Source organism: Bacteroidota bacterium (assembly GCA_016706865.1).
GTDB lineage: Bacteria > Bacteroidota > Bacteroidia > Chitinophagales > BACL12 > UBA7236.
Window position 1 is genome coordinate 972549 of record JADJIS010000003.1, and the last position, 25269, is coordinate 997817.

A 25269-nucleotide genomic window follows, 5' to 3' on the forward strand; every position below is an offset into this window, starting at 1 on the left:
ATAAGTACTTGACAGTGTGTGTGTTATTCCTCCACTGCAATTTTATTACTGTGATCTTTAATATAAGTTTCCACATCCCACATCCATCCAAATTTATCTTTGGTAATTCCCTTTCTGATTTCCCACATTTCCTGTTTAAGCCAATTTGATATTTTACGACCCTCAACCGGTGGTAATTCGTAGGCTACATCTTTATAACCAATTACGCCAATCGGAGCTACTGTGGCAGCGGTTCCGGTACCAAATGCATCGAGAAGACGACCCGCTCTTTGGGCGTTTAATAATTCTTCAATGGTTACATCTCTAATTTCAATTTTATAACCGGCATCTTTCAATAATGTGATACAAGAATCGCGTGTTACACCTTTTAAAATGGTTCCTTCGTCTGTAGGAATGGTAATTACAGTATCGTCAATTTGAATGAATACATTCATAGTGCCAATTTCCTGAAGTCGATTATGTGTAACACCATCTATCCATAACATCTGATCGTAACCCTTGTCTCGAATTTCTTTTAAAGGCATCATGGTTGCTGCGTAATTACCTGCAGCTTTAACACCTCCTGTTCCACCAGGAAATGCTCTTACATATTCTTCCTGCATATAAACACGAACCGGTTTTTGATAATATTTTGATACAGGACAACAAAATACTACAAATTTGAAGGTATCTGAAGGTTTTATCCCAACAAAATCATCGGTGGCAAAAATAAAGGGACGTATATACATGCTCCCGTCGTCAGTATCAGGGATCCAATTTTGTTCGATATCAACCAGGTTAAAGATCGCTTTCATAAATAATTCCTCCGGAACTTCCGGAATTGCCATCCTTACACAAGATTCGTTGATCCTGTTCCAATTCATGTCAGGTCTGAAAACTCCTGCTTTTCCCTCCTGATTTTTAAATGCTTTCATCCCTTCAAAAATCGCTTGACCGTAGTGTAATGCAGAGGTTGCGGGATGAAGATGCAAACTTGAAATTGGCTTTATTATACAATTTTGCCACATTCCATCTATATAATCAGCCACAAACATGTGATCGGTAAATACTTTACCAAATTGCAGATTTTCAAAATCTACAGAATTAATATGCGAAACTGACGACAGTTGAATATCAATTTCAAAGGATGGATTTACAGCAACTTTCATATGTTGAAAAACTTGGTTTTTTTACAAAAAAAGGTTTGATAAATTTACAATAATTTCCTAATGCCAAAAGATGATAGATAAAATCGAATTTCCAGCAGCAATAGTGGACGAAAAGGTATACCTGATCCCCTCTTCTGCAAAACTAACAATATCGCCAATTAATGCCAATCTAAATCCAATAAATCTGTCAAATAATAATGGCACTATCATCATTTATTCTGCTGAAAACAGCGGTGATATTGATCCACAGGGCTTGGAGTCCATTAATAAACTACTTGTGGCCGTGAAGTTGAACCCGGAAGAAACAGTTTTTATCAAATACGACCCTAAACAACCGGTTAACTTTAATACACTATCTAGAAACTTAACCATTTCCAAGTTAATATGTTTTGGAATTAAAGCGGAAAATATAGGATTACACATTGAATATAGAAATCATATCTATTTGAAATTCAATAATATAGATATCATTATATGTGATAATATTGAAGGTATGGAAAAACCTAAACGAGCATTGTTATGGAGTCAGTTAAAATTAATGTATAATATTTAAATATGGAATTAATTTTTGCTACAGGAAATAAAAATAAGATAAAGGAAGTTATACAACTTGTGCCCAAATCAATAAAAATCAAAAGTCTGGAGGATATTGGCTGTTATGAGGAAATTCCCGAAACCCATTTTACCATTGAAGCAAATTCCAGGGAAAAAGCGGAGTACATCTTCGAAAAATATGGCTGTAACTGTTTTTCCGAAGATTCAGGTTTAGAAGTATTTGCTTTAAATGGGGAACCTGGTGTTTTTTCTGCTCATTATTCTGGAAGCAGAGATGCTGAAGAAAACATTAACCTTCTCCTGCTCAATTTAAGAAATATGAATGATAGAAGTGCCCAATTCAAAACCGTATTTACCTTGGTAATTGAAAATAACTACAACCAATTCACAGGAATTGTGACTGGCAAAATCTCACTTTTACCTATAGGAACAAATGGTTTTGGATATGACCCCGTTTTCGTACCGGATGGCGCTGCTATTACGTTTGCACAAATGACCTCCGAAGAAAAAACGAGCATAAGTCACAGAGCAAAAGCATTTAAGTTGTTGACAGATTACCTGAATTGCAATTTTTGAATTACAAAATAAATATTTAACTTACCCCGCAAAAGAAAAAGTTTAAGCCACTTATTTAATTCTAATCGGATTATGAGACAAATCAATCTACCCGCTACCTACACCGATGAACATCTGATACGAGAGTCAGCCAAGGGAAATAGGGTTTTCCAAAAAATGCTTTACGATCGTTTTGCCTCTAAAATGTTTGGAGTTTGTTTGCGATACGCTCCCGACTACCAAATTGCTGAAGATATATTACAGGAAGGTTTTGTTAAAGCGTTTAAAAATCTGGACAGATTTCGTTTTGAGGGTAGTTTTGAAGGGTGGCTTAGAAAAATCATGGTGAACACCGCCATAGAAATGCATAGAAGGAAAAATTTATTATATCCTATTGTTGATGTGGAAAATACCGAGGTTGAATTCGTTGACGAAAGCGTTCTAAGTAAGCTGGCAGTAGACGATTTGATGAATATGATAGCAGCTCTTTCACCAGGTTATAAGACTGTTTTCAGCCTCTACGCCATAGAAGGATTTTCACATAAAGAAATTGCGGAGCAACTAAACATCAGTGAAGGTACATCTAAGAGTCAATTGGCACGTGCTCGATACATTTTAATGGAAATGGTTGAACAACGCACTGGCCTGAAACGCAAAGCAAGTGGACAATAAACATCATATTGACCAATTATTTAGCGGAGTATTTGAAAATTATGAGTTGAAGCCATCATCCGATGTTTGGAACCGCATCGAAAATGAGCTTGAAAACACACAAAAAACTCCGGTAAACATACCCTACTCAAGGTATGCAGCTTTGCTATTTATTTTTGTCAGCCTTTGTTTTATTGCTATTCCCGTAAATAAAAAGAACTCTCTTGCTCAAATCAGGAATTATAGTGAAACCCCTGTATCTCAGGAATTTATCGCAGCTGAAGCTATTTCACCGATATTAACGATCAATTCATCAGAAGGCATTGGTAATACTAATAAGATCGCTCAGGTGAATTCACGACCTGTTTCAGAGGAAAATACTAATACTATAAATACCATAATTGCCTCCAATATCAAATCGCACGTGCAAACCAACGATTTTATTTATGCACCGGCGTTTATGGATGATGAAGAGGAACTTACCGCCGAAAATATTGATATTATAGATCGGATCTATAATTCCGATGTTTCCATACCATTATTTTCCTACGATTATATTGAAAATGAGGGTGACGAGGAATATGTTGCTTTTCAATCAAAATCTGTATTCAGTAACCTTAAAGATTTTGATATGCGGGGAATGTATATTGGGGTAAGCGGAAGTTATAATCAAACATCTATTTTAGAATATGGCAATATTTTTAAGGAAGAAAGACCAATTCAACCATCGTTAAAATTCGGAACTTCTAAAGGATTTGTTTTAGGATATAATTTCTCTAATAAATTCGGCATTCAGGCGGAATATATTTATAACTCCATTCAAGGGCAAAATTATGTAATGTCGGAAGAAGGGGAAATCGTACAGAAATCACTTTCATTGAGTTATGACCTGATTCCTGTTACTGCAAAAATTAAAGTGGGACGTATTTCTGATCTGACCAACTTACCGGTAATACTCAATTATTCAGTTGGAGCTCAATACGGAATGTTACGTTCTTACAGATTACCTCAGGACAAACGATATGAAACTTCGGATAATGTATTTAAAGATGATGAGGTTTCGCTGGTATTAGGATTGGATTACGATATTTACATTCAAGATAACCTATATCTTTCTGCCGGAGCTCGAGGAACAATTTCAAACGATATTTCTCTGCACGATGAACCTTTAACCGACAATGCAAAACGAAATTTTGTATTTGGACTTAGAGGAAGTCTCAACTACGTGTTCAGGTAATAACATCTCACACCAATTTTATTCTGATTTGCTGAATTATCTTTACCGCATGAGTAAGCGGCTAAACTTTTTAATGCCAATTTTTATCTGTTTCGTATTATCGAATTCTCTTTTCGCTTCGCGGATAGAGGGTTTAGTCAGCAATGAAAACAATGAACCCCTACCCTTTTGTAATGTATATATCAAAAACAGTAATTATGCCTGTGCTACCAATGAAAACGGATTTTATAGTCTTACCGTTGAACCGGGAAATTATGTAGTGATCTTTCAATATATAGGGTATACCAAACAGGAAATTTCAGTAACCATAACAAATGAAAATAAAATACTGAATGTAATTCTTTTGGAGGAAGCAACTGCTCTTCAGGAAGTAGTAATCAGATCCGACAAGGAAGACCCTGCTTATGCAATTATTCGAAGTGCAATAGAAAAAAGATCTGCACATCTGAAGGAGATCTCCTCATTTTCGTGTGAGGTATATATCAAAGGTCTGCAAAAATTTACGGAAGCCCCTGATAAAATTTTAGGAGTTGAACTAAATACAATTCTCGACGTAGATACTAATAATACCGGAATTATTTATTTGTCTGAATCGGTTTCCAATTTTCATTTTCAATATCCCGATAAAACAAAAGAGGTCATGAAGGCTTCCATAGTTAGTGGAAATGATCAAAGTTTCAGTTGGAATGATGCCGCAAGTATGGAAATGAATTTTTATGAAAACCTTGAGACCCTAGAGGGATTTTCTCAACGAGGATTTGTATCTCCCATTGCTGATAATGCAATGTTCTTTTACGAATATAAATTGTTGAGTTCCATTTTTGACAATAATCACGAAATATATAAAATAAAGGTTATTCCAAAACGAAAAACGGATCCTGCATATTCAGGAATAATTTATATAACTGACGATGATTATCATATTAATGGCTTACAACTGGAGTTAAGAAAGGAAAACGGACTTGAATTTCTCGATACTTTCAGAGTGGAACAAGAGTACTTTTATTCTGATAACGAACATCTTTCCTTATTGTCGAATAAATTCAATTTTAATTATTCCCTATTTGGAATTAAAGGAAATGGCTTTTTTCATGCCTTTTATAAGGACTATACGATCAACCCAATATTTCCAAAAAATTTCTTTACTGCAGAGGTCACAAAAATTGAAGAAAATTCAAATAAAAAAGACTCCATTTATTGGAGTAACAGCAGACCAATAAAATTAACTTCAGAAGAACAAATTGATTATCGGAAAAAAGATTCTCTACAAATATTAAAAGAAACGCCGGCATACCAGGATTCGGTTGACAGAATATTTAATAAATTTTCTGCTAGCGATCTTATAAGCGGATATAATTATAGAAGATCGAGATCTGATCTGTTCATTAGCACAAATCCTCTGCCTGAAATAATTCAATTTAATACAGTGGAAGGTTATGTGGTCAACTTTAGAGTCAGACTTTCAAAAGAATGGGATTCTAAGGATGTTATAACATTAATACCAAACATTCGTTATGCAATTGGTGCAGATAAAGTATTTGCAAATGGTTCCATTTCGTATATGTATGATCAATTTACAAGATCAACCATATCGCTGAGAGGTGGTAGCAATGTAATGCAATTTAACGAATCAGGAATAATTCCGCTCGTAAATTCGTTTTACAGTTTACTGGTTGAAGAAAATTATTTGAAATTATACCAATCACAATATCTGGAAGCCAATTATTCAAAGGAGTTGTTTAATGGATTTTATGCCAGTTTCAGTGCAGGATTTCGCGACAGAAATTATCTGAATAACCTCGACATCATTGATTCATGGATTGATGTTCCGGATAAAACCTTTACGCCAAATTATTATCCTTTTTCTGATGAAGCTCTAAATACAGACATGCCGGCGAGAATTTCTGCAGGAATATCTATCAGATATCAGATCAAACAAAAATACATCATGCAACCGGATGAAAAATATATTTTGGAATCCAAGTATCCTCGTCTGGAATTCAGTTATGAAAAAGCGTTGGATGATCTTATTGAAAATTCTGTTCGATATGATAAAGTTGAATTAAGCATACAGGATAATATAAAATTGGGTCTGCCGGGAAATTTGCAATATCACAGTAGTATGGGTTTAATGTTCGGAACAAGGAATTTAACTGCTGCAGATAAATTTAACTTTGCCGGAAACGAGACCTTGATAAGCAGATTAACAATTGATAGTTATTTCCTACTCCCCTATTATTCGGCCCTTTCAGAAAATTATTATTACACGGCGCATCTTCAGTGGCACACCGAAGGATTCTTATTCCGGAAATTACCGCTTTTCAAACAATTAAAATTGGAACCTGTTTTCACCGCGCAGTATTTACAAAGTGATGCGATAAATAATTATTTTGAAGTTGCTGCCGGAATTGAACATATTTTTAAAATTGCCAGGATCGACTTCGCATATACACCATTTCGTTTTGATGATAGTTATCCTTCAGAACAATTTAGAATTTTATTGGGAATCGGATTTTAATATGAAAAAAATAATAACCAATAGTTTATTAATATTTTATTTGTTTAATAGTCTTATCGGTCAAAATTGTGCTCAACAATCCACCGGATTTATACCTGTTGCCGACCTTGGCAAATCTGCCTTTAATGGATTTGTTGGGGGGAAATATCCGGATGGAAATAATGATATTCCCCTTTTACACTTTAATAAAGGCATGGAAATGTGTGCGGATATCAAACCTTTGAATGCGGAAGGAATTTATGATACCGTAAATGGTAAAATAGGATTTATGGTTTTGGGTTTTAGCACAGCTGCAATGACGGGAAGATTTGTTCGGTCCATTTATGAATCACAAAACCCGGATGATAAATTGGAGATCATTATTGGAGCTCAGGGAGGTAAGGATATTAATTCAATGACGAATGCTTCTGCTAATTATTGGTTAATCGTAGATTCTATTGTAAAGGGAGAAAATATGACCTTAGAACAAATTCAGATCATTTGGATCAGCAGTGGAGATATATTATCATATCAGCAATCATTTCCGGAGCAATGTTACACACAAATAGAAAAATATCAGTTGATGCTTCAGGAAATTAAAAATAAATTTCCAAATGTTAGAGCTGCATTTATTTCCGACCGCACCTATGCTGGTTATATTGGAGATGTGGGTGAAGGACCTCAGGAATTAAAGGAGCCAAGTGCATATTATAATAGTTGGACCGTTAAATGGCTTATTGAAAAACAAATAAATGGCGAAAAGGGATTTACACAAGATGAAATTCCATTTATTGATTGGGGACCTTCCTTATGGACAGATGGAGTAAAGGGAAATAAAAATGGTTATACCTGGAACTGTGAAGATTCAGGAAAAGGTGGAATACATCCATCTTCTAAAGGAAGAATGAAAGAAGCATCGATGGTTTATTTATATTTTAAACTGCATCCTTACCTAAAAACAATTTTTGCAAATAACTGATCATTCCGATTGTAAGGTTGGAGGCTCCGTAAGTGTAGTGGTTACCTGATTATATTTATAATAAATTATTCCTATTGACACAATGATGAGTAGAATACACATCCATCTTATAACTCCACCATTCATTTTTTGCCATTCCTTAAAACTTTCTGTTCGTGTTCGTTTAATGTTTATCATTCCTGCAGCAAACATATATAACACGATACATATTAGTATGATAAAAGATTGAAAGATCAACCACTGATAAAATTCCTGCATAAAATTATTTTCCGTTTAATAAAACATTCCTACCATTGTAGCACATAAAAATGTTGCAATGGTTCCGCCTATCAAGGCTTTAATTCCCAATTCCGTTAAGTTTTTTCGCTGACTCGGAGCAAGTTGACTAATTCCTCCGATCTGAATTCCTATGGATGCGAAATTTGCAAATCCACTCAACGCATATGTTGCAATTAAAATAGATTTCGGATCCTGTATTACGTTATCCGCTTTCATATTTGCAAAAGTAATATAGGCGTTAAATTCATTAATAATTGTCTTCTCCCCAAGTAATTGACCTATGGCTAACATATCTCTTCCCGGGACCCCGATAAGCCATGCAACAGGTGAAAAAACATATCCTAATATCATTTGAATGGATAAAGATTCATATGTGGTATTTGCCTGAATAAATGCATTCAATGTGGTTATATCTCCAACCCAACCAAGAACTCCGTTTGCCACCCAGATCAATGCTGTGAATGCAATTAACATAGCGCCTACATTTACTGCAAGTTTTAAACCATCTGTGGTTCCGAGCGAAATTGCATCCAACATATTATCACCAAGCTTTTCATCTGTTATCTTTAATTCTTTTGTGAGGTCTTTTGTAGTTTGAGGAAATAACAATTTAGAACATACTATTGCAGCTGGTGCACTCATTAAACTCTGACAAAATAAATGTAAGGCAAAATATTCCTGTTGCCCAACATCACTTCCTCCCAACAAAGTAACATACGCTGCGAGAACACTTCCTGCAGTATTTGCCATTCCTCCAATCATGATACACAAAACTTCCGAACGGTTTAACTGTTCCAAATATGGTTTTATCATTAATGGAGCTTCTGTTTGGCCGAGAAAAATATTTGCCGAGGTAGACAAACTTTCCGGACCACCGATATTTAATTTCCTCAATAAATAAGCAAATACATAAACGATCTTTTGCAGCACTCCTAAATAATATAACATAGCAGATATTGCTGCGAAAAAAATAATATTCGGCAATACCTGAATCGCAAAAACAAATCCCCAAGATTGATTTGCATCTGCAAGATTGCCAAACAGCATTTCTGTACCCTTATGACTGAGGCTTATCATGGCAACAAATGTTTTTGATATTGCCTGCATTGCAATAACAAAGGAGTTGGTTGGCAGAAATTGCGTTACCACAGATAAACACAATAAAAATAAAGCGAGAAGAATACTCCATTTAACCGGCGATTTCTCTTTGATCCGAATTTTTAAAATGATATAAACCGTAATTATTCCAAGTAAAACTGTCCAGAATATGGATACATTATTAAATCGAAGATCCAGGACACCTGCGGCTAACATAAATTGTGCAAATAGACCTATACCGACCAATTTCCAATCAATTGCTTTTCTGTTATTACTCAGCAAATAACATATGCCGATAAGTGCAGTCATGCCGAGTAAACCACGTAGAAAATTTTCCATTTTTACAATTTACCTCTTTGGGTTGCCATTTAGAAAAAATAACTGAAGGGATATATTCAAATGTTCTTCATTAAAGAAACACCGCCGAAGGTAGCAGATATTCCAATAACTACACTCACAAATATATATAAAAGTGCAATTCCGAATTGTCCTTCGCGCAAGAGTTGAATATTTTCGATGGAAAAGGCAGAAAAAGTAGTAAATCCGCCACAAAACCCTGTCGCAAATATCAATTTCCATTCATTGGAGTAGATGTTTTCTTTTTCGAACCATCCGTAAACAATTCCAATAATAAAACAACCTAAAATATTCACGATCAAAGTGCCGAATGGAAAGGCTATGGGTAAAAATTTGTAGATCAACTGACCGCTCAAATATCTCGCGATAGTTCCTAAAAAACCGGCAAAACCGATCAACAAAACAAGTTGCATGTTACCAGTTGTTTACTTAAAGAAATATTCAAGATGTTATTTTTTCCTTCTGTCGAGTTCATCCCTGATTCTTGCAGCGGCCTCATAATCTTCTTTATCCAGCAGTTCTCCTAATTTTTCGTTGAGTTCTTTAATAGTTAGTTTACTCAGATCAGATTGTGGTGATATGGAAGTGCTAAGAGTTTCAACAGATTCGTTTTCTTCATCTTCTTCATCACTTCCTTCTTTATTTTCAGGTTCATTAATAATTGCTCCTGCCGATTCTAAAATGAACTCATAGGTGAATATCGGACAATTAAATCTAACAGCTAGTGCAAGTGCATCGCTTGTGCGCGAATCTACTTCTACTTCCTGACCATCCTTTTCACAAACCAATTTAGAATAAAATATTCCATCTTGTAAATTATCAATGAGCACTTCCTTAAGGTTGATCTGAAAAACAGTAAATATATTTTTCATCAGATCGTGTGATAATGGTCGGTTGATCACCACTTTTTCAATGGCAACCGCTATTGCCTGTGCTTCGAAGGCGCCTATCACGATTGGTAATTTTCTTAAACCATTTACCTCACTGAGCAACACGGCATAACTCTGAGATTGAGTTATGGTATGCGATAAACCCGATATTTCCAATTCTATTTTTTGCATCTAAAATCGCTAAGACGTTACTAAGTTAATACGTTATCTAAGAATTAATAATGATTGAAGTAAAAAATGAATATTTAAATTTGAATTTTACCCTTGTGCTTTGATCCTTTTAATAGCCTCGGTAATTTTTGGTAAAACCTCAAACGCATCACCAACTATTCCATAATCGGCCGCTTTGAAAAATGGTGCTTCCGGATCTTTATTTATAACCACTATTACTTTGCTCTGGTTAACTCCGGCTAAATGTTGAATGGCACCGGAAATTCCCACAGCAATATAAAGAGTGGGTTTAATGGTTAAACCTGTCTGACCTACGTGTTCATGATGTGGACGCCATCCAATATCCGCAACGGGTCTGGAGCAAGCTGTTGCTGCACCCAAAACATTCGCGAGATCCTCAATTATTCCCCAGTTTTCAGGACCTTTAAGTCCCCTTCCACCGGAAACAACAATTTCTGCTTCCGGAAGCGGAACGTGTCCACCTGCCTCATCTTCAACGGCGGTAATAGCAAAATCAAGGTCTGAATCAGCAAATTCCGCGGCTTTCACCTCCACAGTAGCTAAAGCACCTGTTGATTCTGCTTTATAAGAGTTTGGATTAATAGTTAATACCTTTTTACCTTCCTGCATTTGAAGATCTGCAAAAGCCTTACCTGAAAACACTGCTTTTCGCACCACATTATTTTCCGGTAACATATTTACTCCCGCAAATAATGGTGCTTCAAATTTCACTGCTATACGAGGCGCAATTGATCTCCCTGTGGAATTATGCGATAAAATGATAATATCAGCTCCAATTGCTAATGCAGTGGAAACTATTATTTTAGAATATGCCTTTGAATAAACAGCATTCAGTTTTTCGTCGGCTATGTGAATTACTTTTGATATACCATATCCACCTAATTTTTCCAATTCTCCACTATCTGCACTTCCAAAAGCAATAGCCGTTGCCTCCCCCATTTTTGATGCGTAAGCTGCTGATTCCAGTGCTGTTTTCTTTAATTTTCCTTTCGATAATTCTGCAAAAACAAGTATCATGTTTACTGATTATTTTTTGAGTTTTAATAGTTTTAATTTCAATGAATAATGATAACCTAAAATCAATACATTTCTCAGATCACTTTAGCCTCATTATGCAAAAGATCTGCAAGTTGTTCTGCATTTTCGGGCGCTATAAGCTTACAACCTGTTTTTTCAGGAGGTAAAGCAAAGGATTTTACGGTTACTTTGATATTGGAAGAGGATGGTGTTATGATAGCAACAGGTTTAGTTTTGGAAGCCAAAATTCCGCGCATATTTGGAATTCTTGCCTCTGCCATGCCTTTTTGAGCACTTATAACACATGGAACCGATAATGCCACAGTTTCTTTCAAACCCTCCAATTCACGTTCAATTTTCAGATTAGTCCCATCCACATCTAATTTGGAAGCCAGTGATACATAAGGAAGATCTAAAAGTTCCGCGATCATACCTCCTACTACTCCCCCGTTATAATCAATGGTTTCTTTACCGGTAAACACGATGTCAAATTGTTGCGTTTTTGCGTAATCTGCAATTGCGGAAGCAACCTGAAAAGAATCCAAGGGTTCTGCATCAACTCTAACTGCGTCATCTGCTCCAAGCGCCAAAGCTTTTCTGATAATTTGTTCGCTATCCGCTTTTCCAACATTTATTACGGTAACAGTTCCACCCAGCGTTTCCTTTAATTCCAAAGCTCTTACCAGTGCGTACCACTCATCATAAGGGTTAATGATGAATTGCACCCCGGCCTCATTAAATTTTGTATTGTTTTCGGTAAATACAATTTTTGTAGTTGTATCCGGAACTTTACTTATACAAACCAATAATTTCATAAAATTTTCACGCTTTTTGTGTGCGCAAAGATATGATTTGAAAGTCAGTAATTATAACCTGAAAAGGGGAAGTATTGCGCATTTTGATCACATGTTGCAAAACAAAATTTATTTAAGGTCTACAGCTAAAAAAAGAGTTTTGGCAACTTTTGCAATCTATCCAAGCTTACCTTTGTAAACTTTAAACCTTTACCAATTATGGATCGTGTAGAACAACTTTTAATTTATCTGGCAGAAAATCCCCGGGATTCATTTTTGCAATATGCTCTGGCGCTTGAATATATCAAAAAAGGAGAAATGGAAACCGGACTAAAATATTTCGAAGCACTTGTGGAAGCAGATCCTGATTATGTGGGAACTTACTATCACCTCGGCAAATTATATAACAAACTCGGCAGAAAATCAGATGCGGAAAATTGTTACACAACCGGTTTAAAAATTGCAACAAAATTGAATGATCAGCATAGTTTTGCAGAATTGCAAAATGCAAAAACGAATTTAAGTTTGGGTATAGACGACGACGAATGAAAACTATTACTTTATCAGAAAAATTCAGATCATTTATTTCGAGCGAAAAATTATTTTCTCCCGATCAAAAAGTGCTTGTTGCGGTTAGCGGTGGAATTGATAGTGTGGTTTTATGTGATCTTTTTAATAAGTCGGGATTTGAATTCGCAATTGCGCACTGCAATTTCCAACTTCGGGGCAGCGACTCCGAGAAAGACGTTGAACTTGTGAAATATCTTGCAAAAAAATATAATGTTGCTTTGTATGTTGAAAAATTTGACACCATTTCCTATCAAAAGGAAAATAAAATTTCGTTGGAAGTTGCTGCAAGAGAATTAAGGTACAGATTTTTCGAAGAAATACGCAGTAATTTCAATTACGACCGGGTAGCCACAGGCCACCATCACAACGACAATATTGAAACAACGATCTTTAATCTGATAAAAGGTACCGGAATTAAAGGACTTACCGGTATTCCTGTTATAAATGGAAAGATTATCCGTCCATTGCTATTTGCAACACGTTCAGAAATTGTGGACCATGCGAGGCAAAATTCGTTGGTTTTTAATTTTGATGAAACTAATCTGGTAAATGATTTTGATAGAAACAGATTGAGAAATGAAATTATCCCTCTTATGAAAATGATCAATCCGTCATTGGAAAAAACAATGATGAGAAATTTAAACCATTTCAGAGAAATAGAGCTCATTTATCAAACTCAGGTTAAAAAGAAATTAAGGGCATTAACTCAGATTAAAGGAAATGATACATACTTACCTGTATCTTCCATTATAAATTTACCGGCTGCGACAACATATTTACATGAATTTCTTTACCCATATCAATTTAATGAAGATCAGATAAATGACATATTACAGAGTTTGGGAGAAACGGGAAAAATATTTTATAGCGAGAAATACAGAATCATTCTCGACAGAAAAAATATTATTCTTACTTCTATAGACAAAGAGTTGGAGAGTATAATTATTATTGACGGGGAAAAGAAAACGATTGATTGCAGTGGTTTTAAATTGCATCTGGAATTCAGTAAATACAATGCACAAATGCAATTTAATGATTCAGGAAATATTGCATATTTTGATGCGGACACCATTTCATTTCCATTGATTTTACGAACGTGGGAAAAAGGTGATTACCTCTACCCTCTTGGTTTAACCAAAAAAAAGTCGGACAAACCCGGAAAGAAAAAGGTAAGTGATCTATTAACGAATGCTAAATACAACATCCTGCAAAAAGAAACAACCAAGGTATTATTATGCGGCGATAAAATTATTTGGGTATTAGGATTGCGTCAGGATGGAAGATTTCAAATTACAAATAAGACTACCCGCCTACTCAAAATAAAAATGCTTCCCGAATAGGAAGCATTTTTTATAAAAAACATATTAATCGAAATCAATTATTTATCATCAGTTTTAACACATCTGTTTTATTTCCATTATTCAATTGAATGAAATAAATTCCTTCACTTAATTCCGGTAAATTCAATTGTAATTTATCTGGTCCGGCATTAATTGTAATTTCCTCTATCATAATAGTTTTACCGGTAATATCCAATAAATTCATTGTGCCTGAAAAACTTTCGTCCGTTTGATAAGTGATATCTATTGTTGATGCAGACGATGCAGGATTAGGATATACACTGAAATAATTAAATATTTCGCTCTCCTGAACTGAAGTTAATACATTACCTGTAGTAAAATTAAAAGCAATAGAAGCAGCTTCACAGGTATTAAGCGGTGAAAGTGGTCTTACGCGCCAGTAATATTTTTTATCGAGCTGAAGATTTTTTTCCTCATAATAATTATTAGTAGTAACTACATCATGTGCAATAGCAGAAAATCCACTGCTGTAGGATATTTGTAAGTGATACTGCGTTGCATTTTCTACCGGGGTCCATTCCAGATATACATAATTAGGATAAAGACCAACTGCATCATTCAAAGGCACTATTGGCGTTGGAGTTTCTGTAAGGTCAACATAAACCGGTGTTGGATAATCCAATAAATCATTTCTAGGTCCCAGCAGGTTTGCGATCATTGCATCCTGTTGTTCAATAGAGAATTTATCGGTGCATGCATCATTGGAATATGACATATAAAATGTTCCATCGCTGAAAAAAGTATCACCATTAGGATCTGTTTGAAGTGGACCGGGACAATTCCATCTGTAATCAAGATAATCCGGAGGAGTGTCACAAAATCCATCAGCGGCAGAATTGCAATTAGCACCATTCACCCATTCCTGGTCTTCATCATCTGGAATACCATATTCCCAACCGTAAAAAGTGTGCGGAAGGGAGAAAAAGTGACCGAATTCATGTGCAATGGTAGTTCCACCTGGCATAGCGCATGATTTTGCTACTGCAACCCCATTATCAGAAGGGCTAAAATAACCACAGTTACCAGCAGGATCGGAAACAAAATATACATTTAAAAGATCATCCACATTGTTTTCGTCCATCATATCTTCTCCATCGTACCAATCATGCTCATAAAAATCAGAATTATCAATATAATCCATCTCTCCATAAATGTAAAAAACAAACCCTGTTTCAGCATAATGTTCGTTTAGCTCGCAGATAGAAGTAAAGAGGTAGGTATGATTGTAATAACCAATACCATCGTCGGTTCCAACTATATGCACCTTCATTGGTATGTAGTAGGTCGTACCGCCGCGTAACCCGGCGTCCTGTGGAATATAATTATTTTGGAAATTGCGTAGCCAAACCATCTGATCTTCTGAAAATAAGGTTCCGCAATAGTTAGATTGTGCTTTTAAGGGAATCAAAAAAGACACAAAAGCAATAATGGAAAGAAGTTTTTTCATCAATTGTTGAATTATTGTGTAAAGTTAAAAAGTATTAATTTAAATTAACATCAAACTTTGTGCATAAAGCGATCATTAACCACAAATGGCATAAATTTGCGGTCGAAAATGACAAATATATGAGTAAAGTAACCGTTGTTGGGGCTGGAAATGTAGGATCTACCGTAGCCAATGTGCTTGCCCACAAAGATTTTTTAAATGAGATCATTCTTTTAGACATCAAAGAAGGAACTGCCGAAGGTAAGAGTTTAGATACCTGGCAACAAGCACCAATTGATTATTACAGCACAAAAGTGATTGGTGTTACCAACGATTATGCCCGCACAGCAGGAAGCGATGTGGTTGTAATTACCTCCGGTTTACCACGCAAACCCGGTATGAGCCGCGATGACTTAATTAGTGTTAATGCCGGTATCGTTAAATCGGTAACGGAACAGGTTATAAAATATTCACCTAACGCAATCGTGATCGTTGTTTCTAACCCGCTGGATGTGATGACCTATTGCGCCTTTTTGACAGCTAAAGTAGATTCAAACCGCGTTTTCGGTATGGCCGGAATACTTGATACTGCCAGATACCGCGCCTTTTTAGCTGAAGCATTAAATTGTTCACCAAAAGACATTCAGGCAGTTTTAATGGGGGGACATGGGGATACCATGGTGCCTCTTCCAAGATATACCACGGTTGCAGGAATACCTGTAACAGAGATGATAGAGGAAGAAAAACTGAACGCAATTGTACAACGAACTAAAGTTGGTGGAGGAGAAATTGTTAACCTTCTTGGCACTTCCGCCTGGTATGCACCCGGTGCTGCAGCAGCCCAAATGGTGGAAGCAATTATAAAAAATGAACATCGCATATTTCCTTGTTGTGTAATGTTAAATGGTGAATATGGATTAAAAGATATTTATCTCGGAGTACCGGTTAAACTTGGAAAAAACGGAATTGAGCAGATCATCGAATTAAAATTAAATACAGATGAAATGACCTTATTACAAAATTCTGCTGTTGCTGTAAAAGAAGTTATGAGCGTATTGGATAAAATGAACGCAGGCAGCTGAACTATATCATTTTAATTTAAACCATATAGAAACTGATCTCACATGATATTGTGAATTCATAGACATTGTTTCTATATGGTTTTTTTATTGCAAAAAAATTAAAAAAAACATTTTGAATAAACCATTAAAACTTATCATTAAAAAAATTCCTCCAAAGGGTTATCACATTTTTGTAAAAGGAAAAATACAAGGTATAGAAGTGAAATTCCTGATTGATACGGGTGCTTCAAAAAGTGTTGTAGACAGATCATTCACCGAAAAACATTTTAAAGATCAACACATAATTAAAACGGAACACCAAACAACCGGCTTAGGCGCAAATATTCAGAACAGTGAATTTGTAAAGTTTAACAGATTAAAGATCGGGACCAAATCAATAAAACCATTGGAGTTTGCATTGATAGATCTTGACATGGTGAATGCTGCTTATACAGCGGCAGGTTTAGATCCTGTTTATGCCATAATTGGAGGTGATATTCTGATGAAATACAAATGTGTTATTGATTACAAAAACGCATATTTAATATTCCATAAATAAGTTGTATAAAATAAAGAAAGCGGAATTTCCATTATGAAATTCCGCTTTCTTTATTTTTAGAAAATTATAAAACCAATAATTTTTCTGAAGTTGAAAATTTACCGTTCCCAATTTTAATTATGTAACATCCCTTTGATATGCCAAGGTCAGCTGGGTTGAAAATATATTGATGACTTCCTGCCAATTGAGTTCCAAGATCAACAACAGCAATAGTTTTACCAAATAGGTCAACTACAGATATTTGCAGATCATCCTGTTGTTTTAAACTGTAATACAAAATTGTTTCTGAATTAACTGCAGTTGGATTAGGTGCTATTTTTAATGCAATTAATTCTTCCTGCAGTGGAGAACTCAGCACACCGGAAACGAAATTAAAATCATCTATAAAAATATTATTCACATAAGAATTATAATTAAATTCCAATTTGAATTTTACATTATTGGTTTTACATGCTTCCGGCAAATTAAATTGAGCGGATGCCCATTGATCAGGATAATTGGGGTAAAATTCTGATGCGCCTCCATAACTGCTAATAAGATCCTGCCCTGTAACCTTATTCATATAAATCCATGTATCACCGCAATTAGTACTGTAATAAACTTTTAATGCCATGGTATAATCAGCTGCAGATACACCAAAAGAAGTTGTGCTGTATTTAAAAAATAAATTATCGGTTAGGCCTGAAGAAAGATTAAATGTTGGAGAAATAGCTACATCCGTTTCGAGGTCAGGTCCAAAACGACTATTCAACCAAATACATCCTGTATTCCAATAACCGTTTGTTGAACGCCACATCCATTCTCTGTCATCAGGATATTTGTTATAAAGTACCCAGTTTGAATTTACTTCTTCCTCAGAATTAAAATCTCCGAAATAATTTTCATTTAAATCAGGCGTGGAAGTGGACACATATAAATAATCATCAAAAACTTTTGTATCTGTTCCTGATGCATTTGTTACAGTTAATGTTACAGAATGCCAACCAACATCATTATATTGCACTATTGGATTTATTTCAGTAGATGTTTCCGGAATTCCGCCCTCAAAGGTCCAAACTCTGCTTTCCACTTCTGCATTAAAACTAACATCGTAAAATGTAATGGAATTGCCTTTACAAGTGAGTCTGTCGGGTGTATAAAAATCTGATTTTGGAATACATAATCCACTCACATAACCATCATTGGTTCCGGTTAAAATTTTATTTTCTTCTGTCCATAAATTATTGCGCATTGCATCCTCTCCTTCCAGCGTAGCATAAATCCGGGCTTTCTGTCCCTCCGTAAACATGGTAGTACAATAAGAATACTCCATATGATTTTGCACATTATCGATCCCTCCTGAACAGGTATTTCCAGCAATATTGCATGTGGTCCATCCTTCCGTTATCGGAGTGTCCGGTACCTGATCATCGCCACAAGCCACACCGGGGTTATTACTGTTACCCCAAACATGTTGAAGATTGAGATAATGTCCAATTTCATGGGATAATACATGTGCAGCATATGTACCCGCCGATCCTATGGTTCCAACATAGTCTTGTCGGCAAATAATACCGTCAACCGTATACATTATACCACCAATACTTCCCGGATAATAGGCATATGCCGCTGCACCATTCTGCAGATCCTTTACCACCCATATATTTAAATATTTGCCGGATTGCCATCCACCGAGTTTAGCAGCATCCGAACCCGTGTAAGTGCGAAGCGAAGCTATGCGGTCAATACCGTTAGTACATCCACTGCTTAATTCCTTTTGGGCTAAGCGGAATTCTATATTGCAATCGGCTGCAATTCCCTGAAATTCAGGTATTGTTGCGGCAAAATCTGCATTTGTCTTCCTGAAATCTGCATTTATATGTTCAATTGCATCATATACCTGTTCATCACTTATGTTTTCCCCGGAATAATCATGAATAATATGAAATACTACAGGTATAATTATTGTTTCACCTTCAATTCGCATAATGGAAGTTAAACGCTCTGCCGCTCTTTTTTCAAAATCAGCCTCACGTTCTAAAATTTCAGGGTATAATTCTATAAGCTTTTTCCTTTCCAGATCAGTGCCACAAACTTCCTTAACCTGGGCGGTCATGGAAATTCCTTCTAATAAAAAGAGTACAGCCAACAATAATTGGGTAAGGTTTTTTCTCATATTTTTTCTTTAAATGGTAGGGCCTTTAAACTTGTAATAACCAAACCCAAATGTAAAGAGTTAATTATTATCTTTTGTCATCTTTCAGCATGTTTTATCAAAAGGATTCCAACAAATTTAAATATTTCTAAAATTGCGATTTAATAACCTCGAAGTATAATAATTCATTTCATTAAATTTATATAATATACTGATATTCAATTGTTTATACTGATTAAATTTAAAAAAAATGTGACATCGGTTTTTTTTCACCTTTTAATTCAGGTGTACACATTTTATAAATTGCAGCGTCTTTTATTAAACATACACCTAAAATTAAAATTGATGAAAAAAATCTACCTAATACTAACTACAATGTTAGTCGCTGTTTTTTATACAGCAAATGCACAATTGTACAGCTACATAGATGATCCTTCAGGCAATTATGCTAGTGTCGCCTTGAATGCAACAGGCACTAATTTGTCGCGTGTTAATGGTACACTCGAGCAGATTTCTTGTCCAACAGGATTTGTTTCCTACGAACATTCCAAATCCACCACCTATGGAAATGGAAGGCCAAGCATTCAGTTTTCGGTAATGGCTGATGCAGGGTTTCAATTAAATGTGACAAACATATCCGTTGATATCCGCAGGAATCCGAAAGGGCCTACCACCTGGAGATTAGCTTATTCTTTGGATGGCGGAACAAGTTGGACAAACAGTGGAACCGACTTTTTTGTTGAAAGCAGTAATTGTTTGGGAGGCACAAATCTATCCTGGGATGTTACCGATTTTTCTACCGTTAATTCAATGCTGGTAAGAGTTATTGGATTCAGTGCCCATAGTGCATTGAATGGAGAATCCACACTTAGAAATATAATGGTTGATGGCTCAGTTTCCATAGCTGATGAGGATGGCGACGGTTTTACGATCGACGTTGACTGTAATGACACAGATGCAGCAATAAATCCCGATGCTACAGAGGTATGTAATGGAATTGACGATAATTGTAACGGCGATATTGATGATGGAGCCGGTACAATTTGGTATGCAGATGCAGATGGCGATACCTATGGAAACGATGCGGCAACAACAATTGCATGTTCCGTTCCCGATGGTTATGTAGGGGATAATACAGATTGTAACGATGCAAATGCAGATATAAATCCTGCTGCTTCAGAAATATGTAATGGACTAGATGATAATTGTAATGGTTCCATTGATGAGGATCTAATTTATGATATCTGGTATGCTGACGCTGATGGTGATGGATATGGTGATGCAGCATCTGCTGTTACTACCTGTGATGGTGCTCCAATTGGATATGTTGCAGATAATACCGATTGTAATGATGGAAATGATGGTATCAATCCTGAAGCTACAGAAACCTGCAACGGAATTGATGATAATTGCAATGGGTTTGTTGATGAAGGTATAGATCTTTCCATCGCAATTTCTCCTACCGGAATTATCACCCTTTGTAAACCTGATGAAATAACTCTTTCCGCAACACCGGGATTTGATTCCTATCAATGGTATAAAAATGGTGCTGCGCTTACCGGTGAAAATGATATTGATTATACTACAAATAAACCTGCCTATTATCAGGTGGAAGGTTTACTCGGCACTTGTACTTCCGGCTTATCAGAAGTGCAGGCAGTTGCTGTTGTAGAAAGTCCAAACGCAAATATTCTGTATCCCGACGGATTAAACTTATGTGATGTATCTCCACTTTTATTAAAAGCAAGTTACGCGGATGACAATGTATATCAGTGGTATTTAAATGGCGATGAAATTGCAGGTGCTACAAACTGGGATTATCTTGCTTCGGAAATTGGTGATTATACCTGTATGATCACGAATGCATTTGGATGCTCCAGAACTGCTGATGCTGTTACTGTAATAAACCAATGCAGAGATGCGGAAGCAGCAATAGTTTCAAAAATGGACGTTTTCCCAAATCCGGCAAAAAATGAAATAAACATTTCATTAAATACCGGGTTCAATACGAACGAAGTTGCTACTGTAATTCTAAGTGATATTACCGGACGATCAATTTATTCTGTGTCAAATCCAATTGCCAATGGTAATTTATTTTTGACCATTGATATTCCATCTAATATTACAGATGGTATTTACACGCTGACTGTTAAAACAGGTAGTCAACAATTAAATGAAAGAGTAGTTATAATTAAATAAAACTTTAAAATCATTAAACGAAAATCCCTGCCTCTAAGGCGGGGATTTTTTATTAATTTTGAGATGTGGATCTAAATAATTGATTGCACCTGAAGTGAAATAATTGAAATTTAATTCAAAACAGATGTAAAGTAACCTATTCAATATTTCACACTTAAAATTCCCCGATATGCACAAAAATATATTTGTTTTTATTTTGTTACTCTACTGCTCTTCACTTAAATCACAAACGGAAGATTGGGAGATAATTGTTGATACTGACGTTTCCATAAATTGTGATCAGGACTCCACCGGTTTAATTCCTTTAACAGATATGGGAAACACCTATTATAATGGTGTGCAGGGTGGTCTTTATAAAGGTGGAATGAATATTTTAAATGGACCGCATAAAAAGAAGGGTGTCAACATTTCTAAAAACATGAAACCATTGGATACGCTCGGCAATATAGATTACGTGAATGGCGAAGTATTATTTTTAGGATTAGGCGCTTCCGTTGCGTCCAATTTATTTAATGCATATGTCGACACTGTTAAAGCACATGATAATGAAGGAATGAGTGCATGTGTCACAGTAAGAGGAATGTTTACTGCAGGTAAAGATCTGGACGATATGATCGATACAATTAATCCGGGATTTTGGTTAGCATTAAATGAAAGAATGGTTTTGAAAGATGATAGCTATGAACAAGTTCAGGTATTATGGATATTACAACAAAGTGATAGTGATACCAGTAATGATTTTACTACATATTATAATTCTGTTATGTCGAAATACATTACATTAATGCAGGTATTAAAAGATTCGTTTCCAAATTTAAAACAAGTATATCTTTCCGGAATTCATTATACCGGTTATATGTATCCGGAACACAAACGTTACGACGCATATGGCGAACCAAAGGGATATTGGGCCAATCTCGTAATTAAACAATTAATTCAAAAACAAATTTCCGGAGATCCCGCATTGGCATATCAAGGCCCAAATATTAAAAGTGCATGGATAGGTTGGGGACCTTATTTCTGGGCAGATGGTATTAATCCCCGAACATACGATGGATTATCATGGTCGTGTGATCAATACAGAACGGATTCCACCGGTGCAGGGTTTCATTTGATTGATTCCTCCTACGGTTTTGGTATTGAGGCGTCCATGGTAAAAAACTTTATGGAAACTAATCCGGTTTCTTCTGTTTGGTATAATTATGGACCTTTATGGATTGATTGTGGTGTTGATACCGCAAGAATTTCGAAATATCAAAATATTAATGATCACATTCAAGTTTATCCGAATCCAGTTCAGCATGAATTTACAATTATATTACCCGAATTAATTTCAGGACAATTATCAATTTCAATATACAATGAATTAGGAACTCGGGTTCATCAAAAATTTTACGAAAATTATAATTCACCGGGAATTGACATGGAAATTAATTTACCCAATGGTATTTATTTCACAGAAATTATATGCGATAATTATAAATATCGCACAAAATTCATAGTGGTAAATTAATTGCAGAAATACAACAAATAATTAAAAAAATCTATCGCAATAATGCAAGTGTTATTGTTTTATTTATCGCTTCTCCGTATTTATTTACGCCTCTTATGCTATTAAAATGCATTTTTGAAGAAATTTCCTGATCATAGGATACAGGTTTAAGTGTGATCAACGATAATAAAAAAAGATCCTGTATTTTATGCAAATACAGGATCTTTTTTTTGGATAAATTTTATTATCGCATTAGAAGTACGGTGGAAGATTTTACTACTTCATTCCCCAGACCATCAACAGCATGAATCATTACAACGTAATTCCCAATTTCTTGTTCGTTGGTTCTGAACGTTCCATCCCATCCTAAATTTGGATCACCGGAGGAATAGATCAAACTTCCCCATCTGTTAAATATAGAAAAACTAGTGATTTCTCCTAAGCCGATTAAAATAGGTCGATAGGTATCATTTAAACCATCTCCATTTGGTGTAAATGCGGTAGGCGAAGCAACCAGAGTTTGTTGTAAAACAAATACAACCATACTATCAGTTGCCTTACAACCATTTATATCGGTTCCGGTTACATAATACATAATAGTATCTTCAGCTAAAGAAATAGGATCAGAAATTCCAGTATTGGAAAGCCAGGTATCCGGGGTCCATTCGTAAGTAACGCCGCCTGAAGCTAAAAGTTGAGAGAATCCCCCAATCATCATGATCTCATCTTCCCCTGCATCTATAATTGGATCTGGGAATAAGGTGAGCAATACGTCATCGGTATCGGAACATCCCAAAACGTTATATACCACCAATTGATAAAACATATTAGTAAGTGGGCCAATAACCGCGGGATCCTCCAGAGTATCACTATCCAGGTATACTGGCGGTGTCCACAAATACGTTGCTCCACCGGATCCATTTAGATGAACTGTATCTCCTTTACAAACAAATACATCCGGACCCGCATTTGCAACCGGAGGTAAAGGAACGTCGATTGTAACTATAAACGTTACTGTATCGCAGGTTGCATATCCTGTAACAGTATATTCAGTTGTTACATCAGGAGTAGCATATACTATTACTCCTGTGTCAACATCAAGTCCAGCGCTTGGCGACCATTCCCAGGTAAATCCATCACCGTTGATAATTTCCATTTTAACAGTATCAATTGTACAAGCAGGGATCGTATCGCCATTATCAACAGAAATATCATCTACTATCATTTCATAAGATCCAGTTGCAAGTAATGCTTCATTCAGATCATCAATATTTAAAATATAGGCAAATACCACTTCATGGCATTCACCGGGTAAAATTTCCGGTATTTTGAATGTGATCTGTGTTGCAAGATCCGCTGTGGAAGTTCCTGTAAGTGAGTAACCACCTGTGCCTGCCCAGGCCTGAGCAGCGGTACCATCTGTTGTGCTAAAGTTTCCTCTGCTTGCGCGTGCCATAGAATCAATGGCTCCCATACCAAGAAAACAGCCATAAGTTAACCCTTCAGAGGTAACTACTGCCTGACAATCTCCCGGCGGATTAGAAACAACATCGTTAAAAGTAGTAAAATCACCAGACCATGGTTGATCCTGATCGGGGTCAACATTTCTTTTGTAATAAACGTCTGTAAGTGGTGTTGCACCATTGTTACAGATATTGATAAAAGTTAGAAAATACAGTTTATCTTCCGGTAGTTCGGTTCTTTGTGTAACATCAATATCAAAACTTCCTGATGTTATATTTCCTTCCCAGGTTGTAGTGTAAACACCTGCGGTATAATCATATCCTGTAATTGAACCCGGAATTTCACTTGTCCAGCAACTTTGATCAGTATTTGTCCAAACATTGGCACCTACCTGAATTTCCCATCCTTCAACCGGTGATCCCGGAACAAAGTAGTCACCACAATAATCAGGCGTACCCGTGGTCCAACCATCCATATCAGAATCTGCGACAAAACCTAACCCGGTAAAAGGTGAGGTAGCGTGATATCCTGCAGGAGGCATGGCATTAGAGCCATATGCCCCGCAATCATTTACTCCTACTTCAACATAAGTTCCTTTCAAAAAGGAATTTGTTCCCACCATTTGTGAAAATAATGTTGAGGCCAGACAAATGAAAATAAGTGTGAGAAGTTTGTGTAGGTGTTTCATTATTTTTAAATATTCAATTGATTAGGTTATTAGTTGTAAATATATTAATTTAATTTTTGTAATACT

23 protein-coding genes and 1 pseudogene are annotated in these 25269 nt (G+C 35.9%); 12 read left to right on the forward strand and 12 right to left on the reverse strand.

What is annotated here, in order from left to right:
- Positions 1 to 23: 23 nt before the first annotated feature.
- Positions 24 to 1148 (reverse strand): branched-chain amino acid aminotransferase, encoded by a 1125-nt coding sequence (locus IPI31_13540; protein ID MBK7568839.1) that lies wholly within the window; start codon positions 1146 to 1148, stop codon positions 24 to 26.
- Between the two features lie 70 nt (positions 1149 to 1218).
- Here IPI31_13540 and IPI31_13545 point away from each other — a divergent pair, with 70 nt between their 5' ends.
- The 6 genes from IPI31_13545 (at position 1219) to IPI31_13570 (ending at position 7622) form a co-directional block, all read left to right on the forward strand.
- Positions 1219 to 1701, forward strand: coding sequence for a hypothetical protein (locus IPI31_13545; GenBank protein MBK7568840.1), 483 nt, complete (start codon positions 1219 to 1221; stop codon positions 1699 to 1701).
- Positions 1702 to 1703: 2 nt separating this feature from the next.
- On the forward strand, positions 1704 to 2279 hold the full coding sequence (gene rdgB, locus IPI31_13550) for an RdgB/HAM1 family non-canonical purine NTP pyrophosphatase (GenBank protein ID MBK7568841.1): 576 nt from the start codon (positions 1704 to 1706) through the stop codon (positions 2277 to 2279).
- Positions 2280 to 2351: 72 nt separating this feature from the next.
- The gene (locus IPI31_13555) at positions 2352 to 2930 is read left to right on the forward strand and encodes an RNA polymerase sigma factor (GenBank protein MBK7568842.1); all 579 of its coding nucleotides are present in this window, start codon (positions 2352 to 2354) and stop codon (positions 2928 to 2930) included.
- Positions 2920 to 4146: an outer membrane beta-barrel protein gene (locus IPI31_13560; GenBank protein ID MBK7568843.1), complete on the forward strand. Its 1227-nt coding sequence runs from the start codon at positions 2920 to 2922 to the stop codon at positions 4144 to 4146. Before IPI31_13555 ends, IPI31_13560 begins: the two co-directional genes overlap by 11 nt.
- 73 nt (positions 4147 to 4219) lie before the next feature.
- Positions 4220 to 6664, forward strand: a complete 2445-nt coding sequence (locus tag IPI31_13565; GenBank protein ID MBK7568844.1) for a carboxypeptidase-like regulatory domain-containing protein — start codon at positions 4220 to 4222, stop codon at positions 6662 to 6664.
- Between the two features lies 1 nt (position 6665).
- Complete coding sequence (locus IPI31_13570) at positions 6666 to 7622, forward strand: hypothetical protein (GenBank protein ID MBK7568845.1); 957 nt, start codon at positions 6666 to 6668, stop codon at positions 7620 to 7622.
- On the opposite strand, the gene IPI31_13575 is transcribed toward IPI31_13570, so the two are convergent.
- From IPI31_13575 to IPI31_13605, 7 genes and pseudogenes are all read right to left on the reverse strand, one after another.
- The gene (locus IPI31_13575; protein ID MBK7568846.1) at positions 7623 to 7880 is read right to left on the reverse strand and encodes a hypothetical protein; all 258 of its coding nucleotides are present in this window, start codon (positions 7878 to 7880) and stop codon (positions 7623 to 7625) included.
- A gap of 15 nt (positions 7881 to 7895) precedes the next feature.
- Positions 7896 to 9215 carry a Na+ dependent nucleoside transporter gene (locus tag IPI31_13580; protein MBK7568847.1) on the reverse strand — a complete coding sequence of 440 codons (1320 nt, stop codon included), beginning with the start codon at positions 9213 to 9215 and terminating at the stop codon, positions 7896 to 7898.
- A pseudogene (locus tag IPI31_13585) lies at positions 9195 to 9338 on the reverse strand (NupC/NupG family nucleoside CNT transporter). The gene IPI31_13580 and the pseudogene IPI31_13585 overlap by 21 nt, the downstream one beginning before the upstream one ends.
- Before the next feature lie 56 nt (positions 9339 to 9394).
- Positions 9395 to 9769, reverse strand: a complete 375-nt coding sequence (crcB, locus tag IPI31_13590; GenBank protein ID MBK7568848.1) for a fluoride efflux transporter CrcB — start codon at positions 9767 to 9769, stop codon at positions 9395 to 9397.
- 36 nt (positions 9770 to 9805) lie between these two features.
- The gene (locus IPI31_13595) at positions 9806 to 10417 is read right to left on the reverse strand and encodes a bifunctional nuclease family protein (GenBank protein ID MBK7568849.1); all 612 of its coding nucleotides are present in this window, start codon (positions 10415 to 10417) and stop codon (positions 9806 to 9808) included.
- Between the two features lie 87 nt (positions 10418 to 10504).
- Positions 10505 to 11455: an electron transfer flavoprotein subunit alpha/FixB family protein gene (locus IPI31_13600; protein ID MBK7568850.1), complete on the reverse strand. Its 951-nt coding sequence runs from the start codon at positions 11453 to 11455 to the stop codon at positions 10505 to 10507.
- A 74-nt stretch (positions 11456 to 11529) separates the two neighbouring features.
- On the reverse strand, positions 11530 to 12270 hold the full coding sequence (locus IPI31_13605; GenBank protein ID MBK7568851.1) for an electron transfer flavoprotein subunit beta/FixA family protein: 741 nt from the start codon (positions 12268 to 12270) through the stop codon (positions 11530 to 11532).
- A gap of 198 nt (positions 12271 to 12468) precedes the next feature.
- On the opposite strand from IPI31_13605, the gene IPI31_13610 reads away from it, so the two are divergent.
- On the forward strand, positions 12469 to 12798 hold the full coding sequence (locus tag IPI31_13610; GenBank protein ID MBK7568852.1) for a tetratricopeptide repeat protein: 330 nt from the start codon (positions 12469 to 12471) through the stop codon (positions 12796 to 12798).
- Positions 12795 to 14159, forward strand: a complete 1365-nt coding sequence (gene tilS, locus IPI31_13615) for a tRNA lysidine(34) synthetase TilS (protein ID MBK7568853.1) — start codon at positions 12795 to 12797, stop codon at positions 14157 to 14159. The genes IPI31_13610 and tilS overlap by 4 nt, the downstream gene beginning before the upstream one ends.
- A gap of 34 nt (positions 14160 to 14193) precedes the next feature.
- On the opposite strand, the gene IPI31_13620 is transcribed toward tilS, so the two are convergent.
- Complete coding sequence (locus tag IPI31_13620; protein ID MBK7568854.1) at positions 14194 to 15627, reverse strand: T9SS type A sorting domain-containing protein; 1434 nt, start codon at positions 15625 to 15627, stop codon at positions 14194 to 14196.
- A 119-nt stretch (positions 15628 to 15746) separates the two neighbouring features.
- On the opposite strand from IPI31_13620, the gene mdh reads away from it, so the two are divergent.
- Both mdh and IPI31_13630 read left to right on the forward strand, forming a co-directional pair.
- Positions 15747 to 16688 (forward strand): malate dehydrogenase, encoded by a 942-nt coding sequence (gene mdh / locus IPI31_13625; GenBank protein ID MBK7568855.1) that lies wholly within the window; start codon positions 15747 to 15749, stop codon positions 16686 to 16688.
- 112 nt (positions 16689 to 16800) lie between these two features.
- Positions 16801 to 17226, forward strand: coding sequence for a clan AA aspartic protease (locus IPI31_13630; protein MBK7568856.1), 426 nt, complete (start codon positions 16801 to 16803; stop codon positions 17224 to 17226).
- A gap of 64 nt (positions 17227 to 17290) precedes the next feature.
- Here IPI31_13630 and IPI31_13635 read toward each other — a convergent pair whose 3' ends face one another.
- Positions 17291 to 19381 (reverse strand): T9SS type A sorting domain-containing protein, encoded by a 2091-nt coding sequence (locus tag IPI31_13635; protein ID MBK7568857.1) that lies wholly within the window; start codon positions 19379 to 19381, stop codon positions 17291 to 17293.
- A 324-nt stretch (positions 19382 to 19705) separates the two neighbouring features.
- On the opposite strand from IPI31_13635, the gene IPI31_13640 reads away from it, so the two are divergent.
- Together IPI31_13640 and IPI31_13645 are read left to right on the forward strand one after the other, a co-directional pair.
- A complete protein-coding gene (locus IPI31_13640) occupies positions 19706 to 21559 on the forward strand; it encodes a T9SS type A sorting domain-containing protein (protein MBK7568858.1) in 1854 nt (617 codons plus the stop codon).
- Positions 21560 to 21728: 169 nt separating this feature from the next.
- A complete protein-coding gene (locus tag IPI31_13645; GenBank protein MBK7568859.1) occupies positions 21729 to 23072 on the forward strand; it encodes a T9SS type A sorting domain-containing protein in 1344 nt (447 codons plus the stop codon).
- 31 nt (positions 23073 to 23103) lie between these two features.
- On the opposite strand, the gene IPI31_13650 is transcribed toward IPI31_13645, so the two are convergent.
- Positions 23104 to 23265 (reverse strand): hypothetical protein, encoded by a 162-nt coding sequence (locus IPI31_13650; GenBank protein ID MBK7568860.1) that lies wholly within the window; start codon positions 23263 to 23265, stop codon positions 23104 to 23106.
- A 30-nt stretch (positions 23266 to 23295) separates the two neighbouring features.
- Entirely contained in the window at positions 23296 to 25203 is a 1908-nt protein-coding gene (locus tag IPI31_13655; GenBank protein ID MBK7568861.1) for a gliding motility-associated C-terminal domain-containing protein, read from the reverse strand.
- Positions 25204 to 25269: the final 66 nt, after the last annotated feature.

Excerpts from the sequence above, each read along its gene's own strand:
- IPI31_13575 (MBK7568846.1), bottom strand. The coding sequence starts at position 7,880 with ATGCAGGAATTTTATCAGTGGTTGATCTTTCAATCTTTTATCATACTA.
- IPI31_13545 (MBK7568840.1), top strand. The coding sequence starts at position 1,219 with ATGATAGATAAAATCGAATTTCCAGCAGCAATAGTGGACGAAAAGGTA.
- IPI31_13640 (MBK7568858.1), top strand. The coding sequence starts at position 19,706 with ATGAAAAAAATCTACCTAATACTAACTACAATGTTAGTCGCTGTTTTT.
- IPI31_13600 (MBK7568850.1), bottom strand. The coding sequence starts at position 11,455 with ATGATACTTGTTTTTGCAGAATTATCGAAAGGAAAATTAAAGAAAACA.
- IPI31_13605 (MBK7568851.1), bottom strand. The coding sequence starts at position 12,270 with ATGAAATTATTGGTTTGTATAAGTAAAGTTCCGGATACAACTACAAAA.
- IPI31_13565 (MBK7568844.1), top strand. The coding sequence starts at position 4,220 with ATGCCAATTTTTATCTGTTTCGTATTATCGAATTCTCTTTTCGCTTCG.
- tilS (MBK7568853.1), top strand. The coding sequence starts at position 12,795 with ATGAAAACTATTACTTTATCAGAAAAATTCAGATCATTTATTTCGAGC.
- IPI31_13555 (MBK7568842.1), top strand. The coding sequence starts at position 2,352 with ATGAGACAAATCAATCTACCCGCTACCTACACCGATGAACATCTGATA.
- IPI31_13620 (MBK7568854.1), bottom strand. The coding sequence starts at position 15,627 with ATGAAAAAACTTCTTTCCATTATTGCTTTTGTGTCTTTTTTGATTCCC.
- IPI31_13610 (MBK7568852.1), top strand. The coding sequence starts at position 12,469 with ATGGATCGTGTAGAACAACTTTTAATTTATCTGGCAGAAAATCCCCGG.
- IPI31_13540 (MBK7568839.1), bottom strand. The coding sequence starts at position 1,148 with ATGAAAGTTGCTGTAAATCCATCCTTTGAAATTGATATTCAACTGTCG.
- crcB (MBK7568848.1), bottom strand. The coding sequence starts at position 9,769 with ATGCAACTTGTTTTGTTGATCGGTTTTGCCGGTTTTTTAGGAACTATC.
- IPI31_13655 (MBK7568861.1), bottom strand. The coding sequence starts at position 25,203 with ATGAAACACCTACACAAACTTCTCACACTTATTTTCATTTGTCTGGCC.
- mdh (MBK7568855.1), top strand. The coding sequence starts at position 15,747 with ATGAGTAAAGTAACCGTTGTTGGGGCTGGAAATGTAGGATCTACCGTA.
- IPI31_13595 (MBK7568849.1), bottom strand. The coding sequence starts at position 10,417 with ATGCAAAAAATAGAATTGGAAATATCGGGTTTATCGCATACCATAACT.
- IPI31_13635 (MBK7568857.1), bottom strand. The coding sequence starts at position 19,381 with ATGAGAAAAAACCTTACCCAATTATTGTTGGCTGTACTCTTTTTATTA.
- rdgB (MBK7568841.1), top strand. The coding sequence starts at position 1,704 with ATGGAATTAATTTTTGCTACAGGAAATAAAAATAAGATAAAGGAAGTT.
- IPI31_13570 (MBK7568845.1), top strand. The coding sequence starts at position 6,666 with ATGAAAAAAATAATAACCAATAGTTTATTAATATTTTATTTGTTTAAT.
- IPI31_13645 (MBK7568859.1), top strand. The coding sequence starts at position 21,729 with ATGCACAAAAATATATTTGTTTTTATTTTGTTACTCTACTGCTCTTCA.
- IPI31_13580 (MBK7568847.1), bottom strand. The coding sequence starts at position 9,215 with ATGTTAGCCGCAGGTGTCCTGGATCTTCGATTTAATAATGTATCCATA.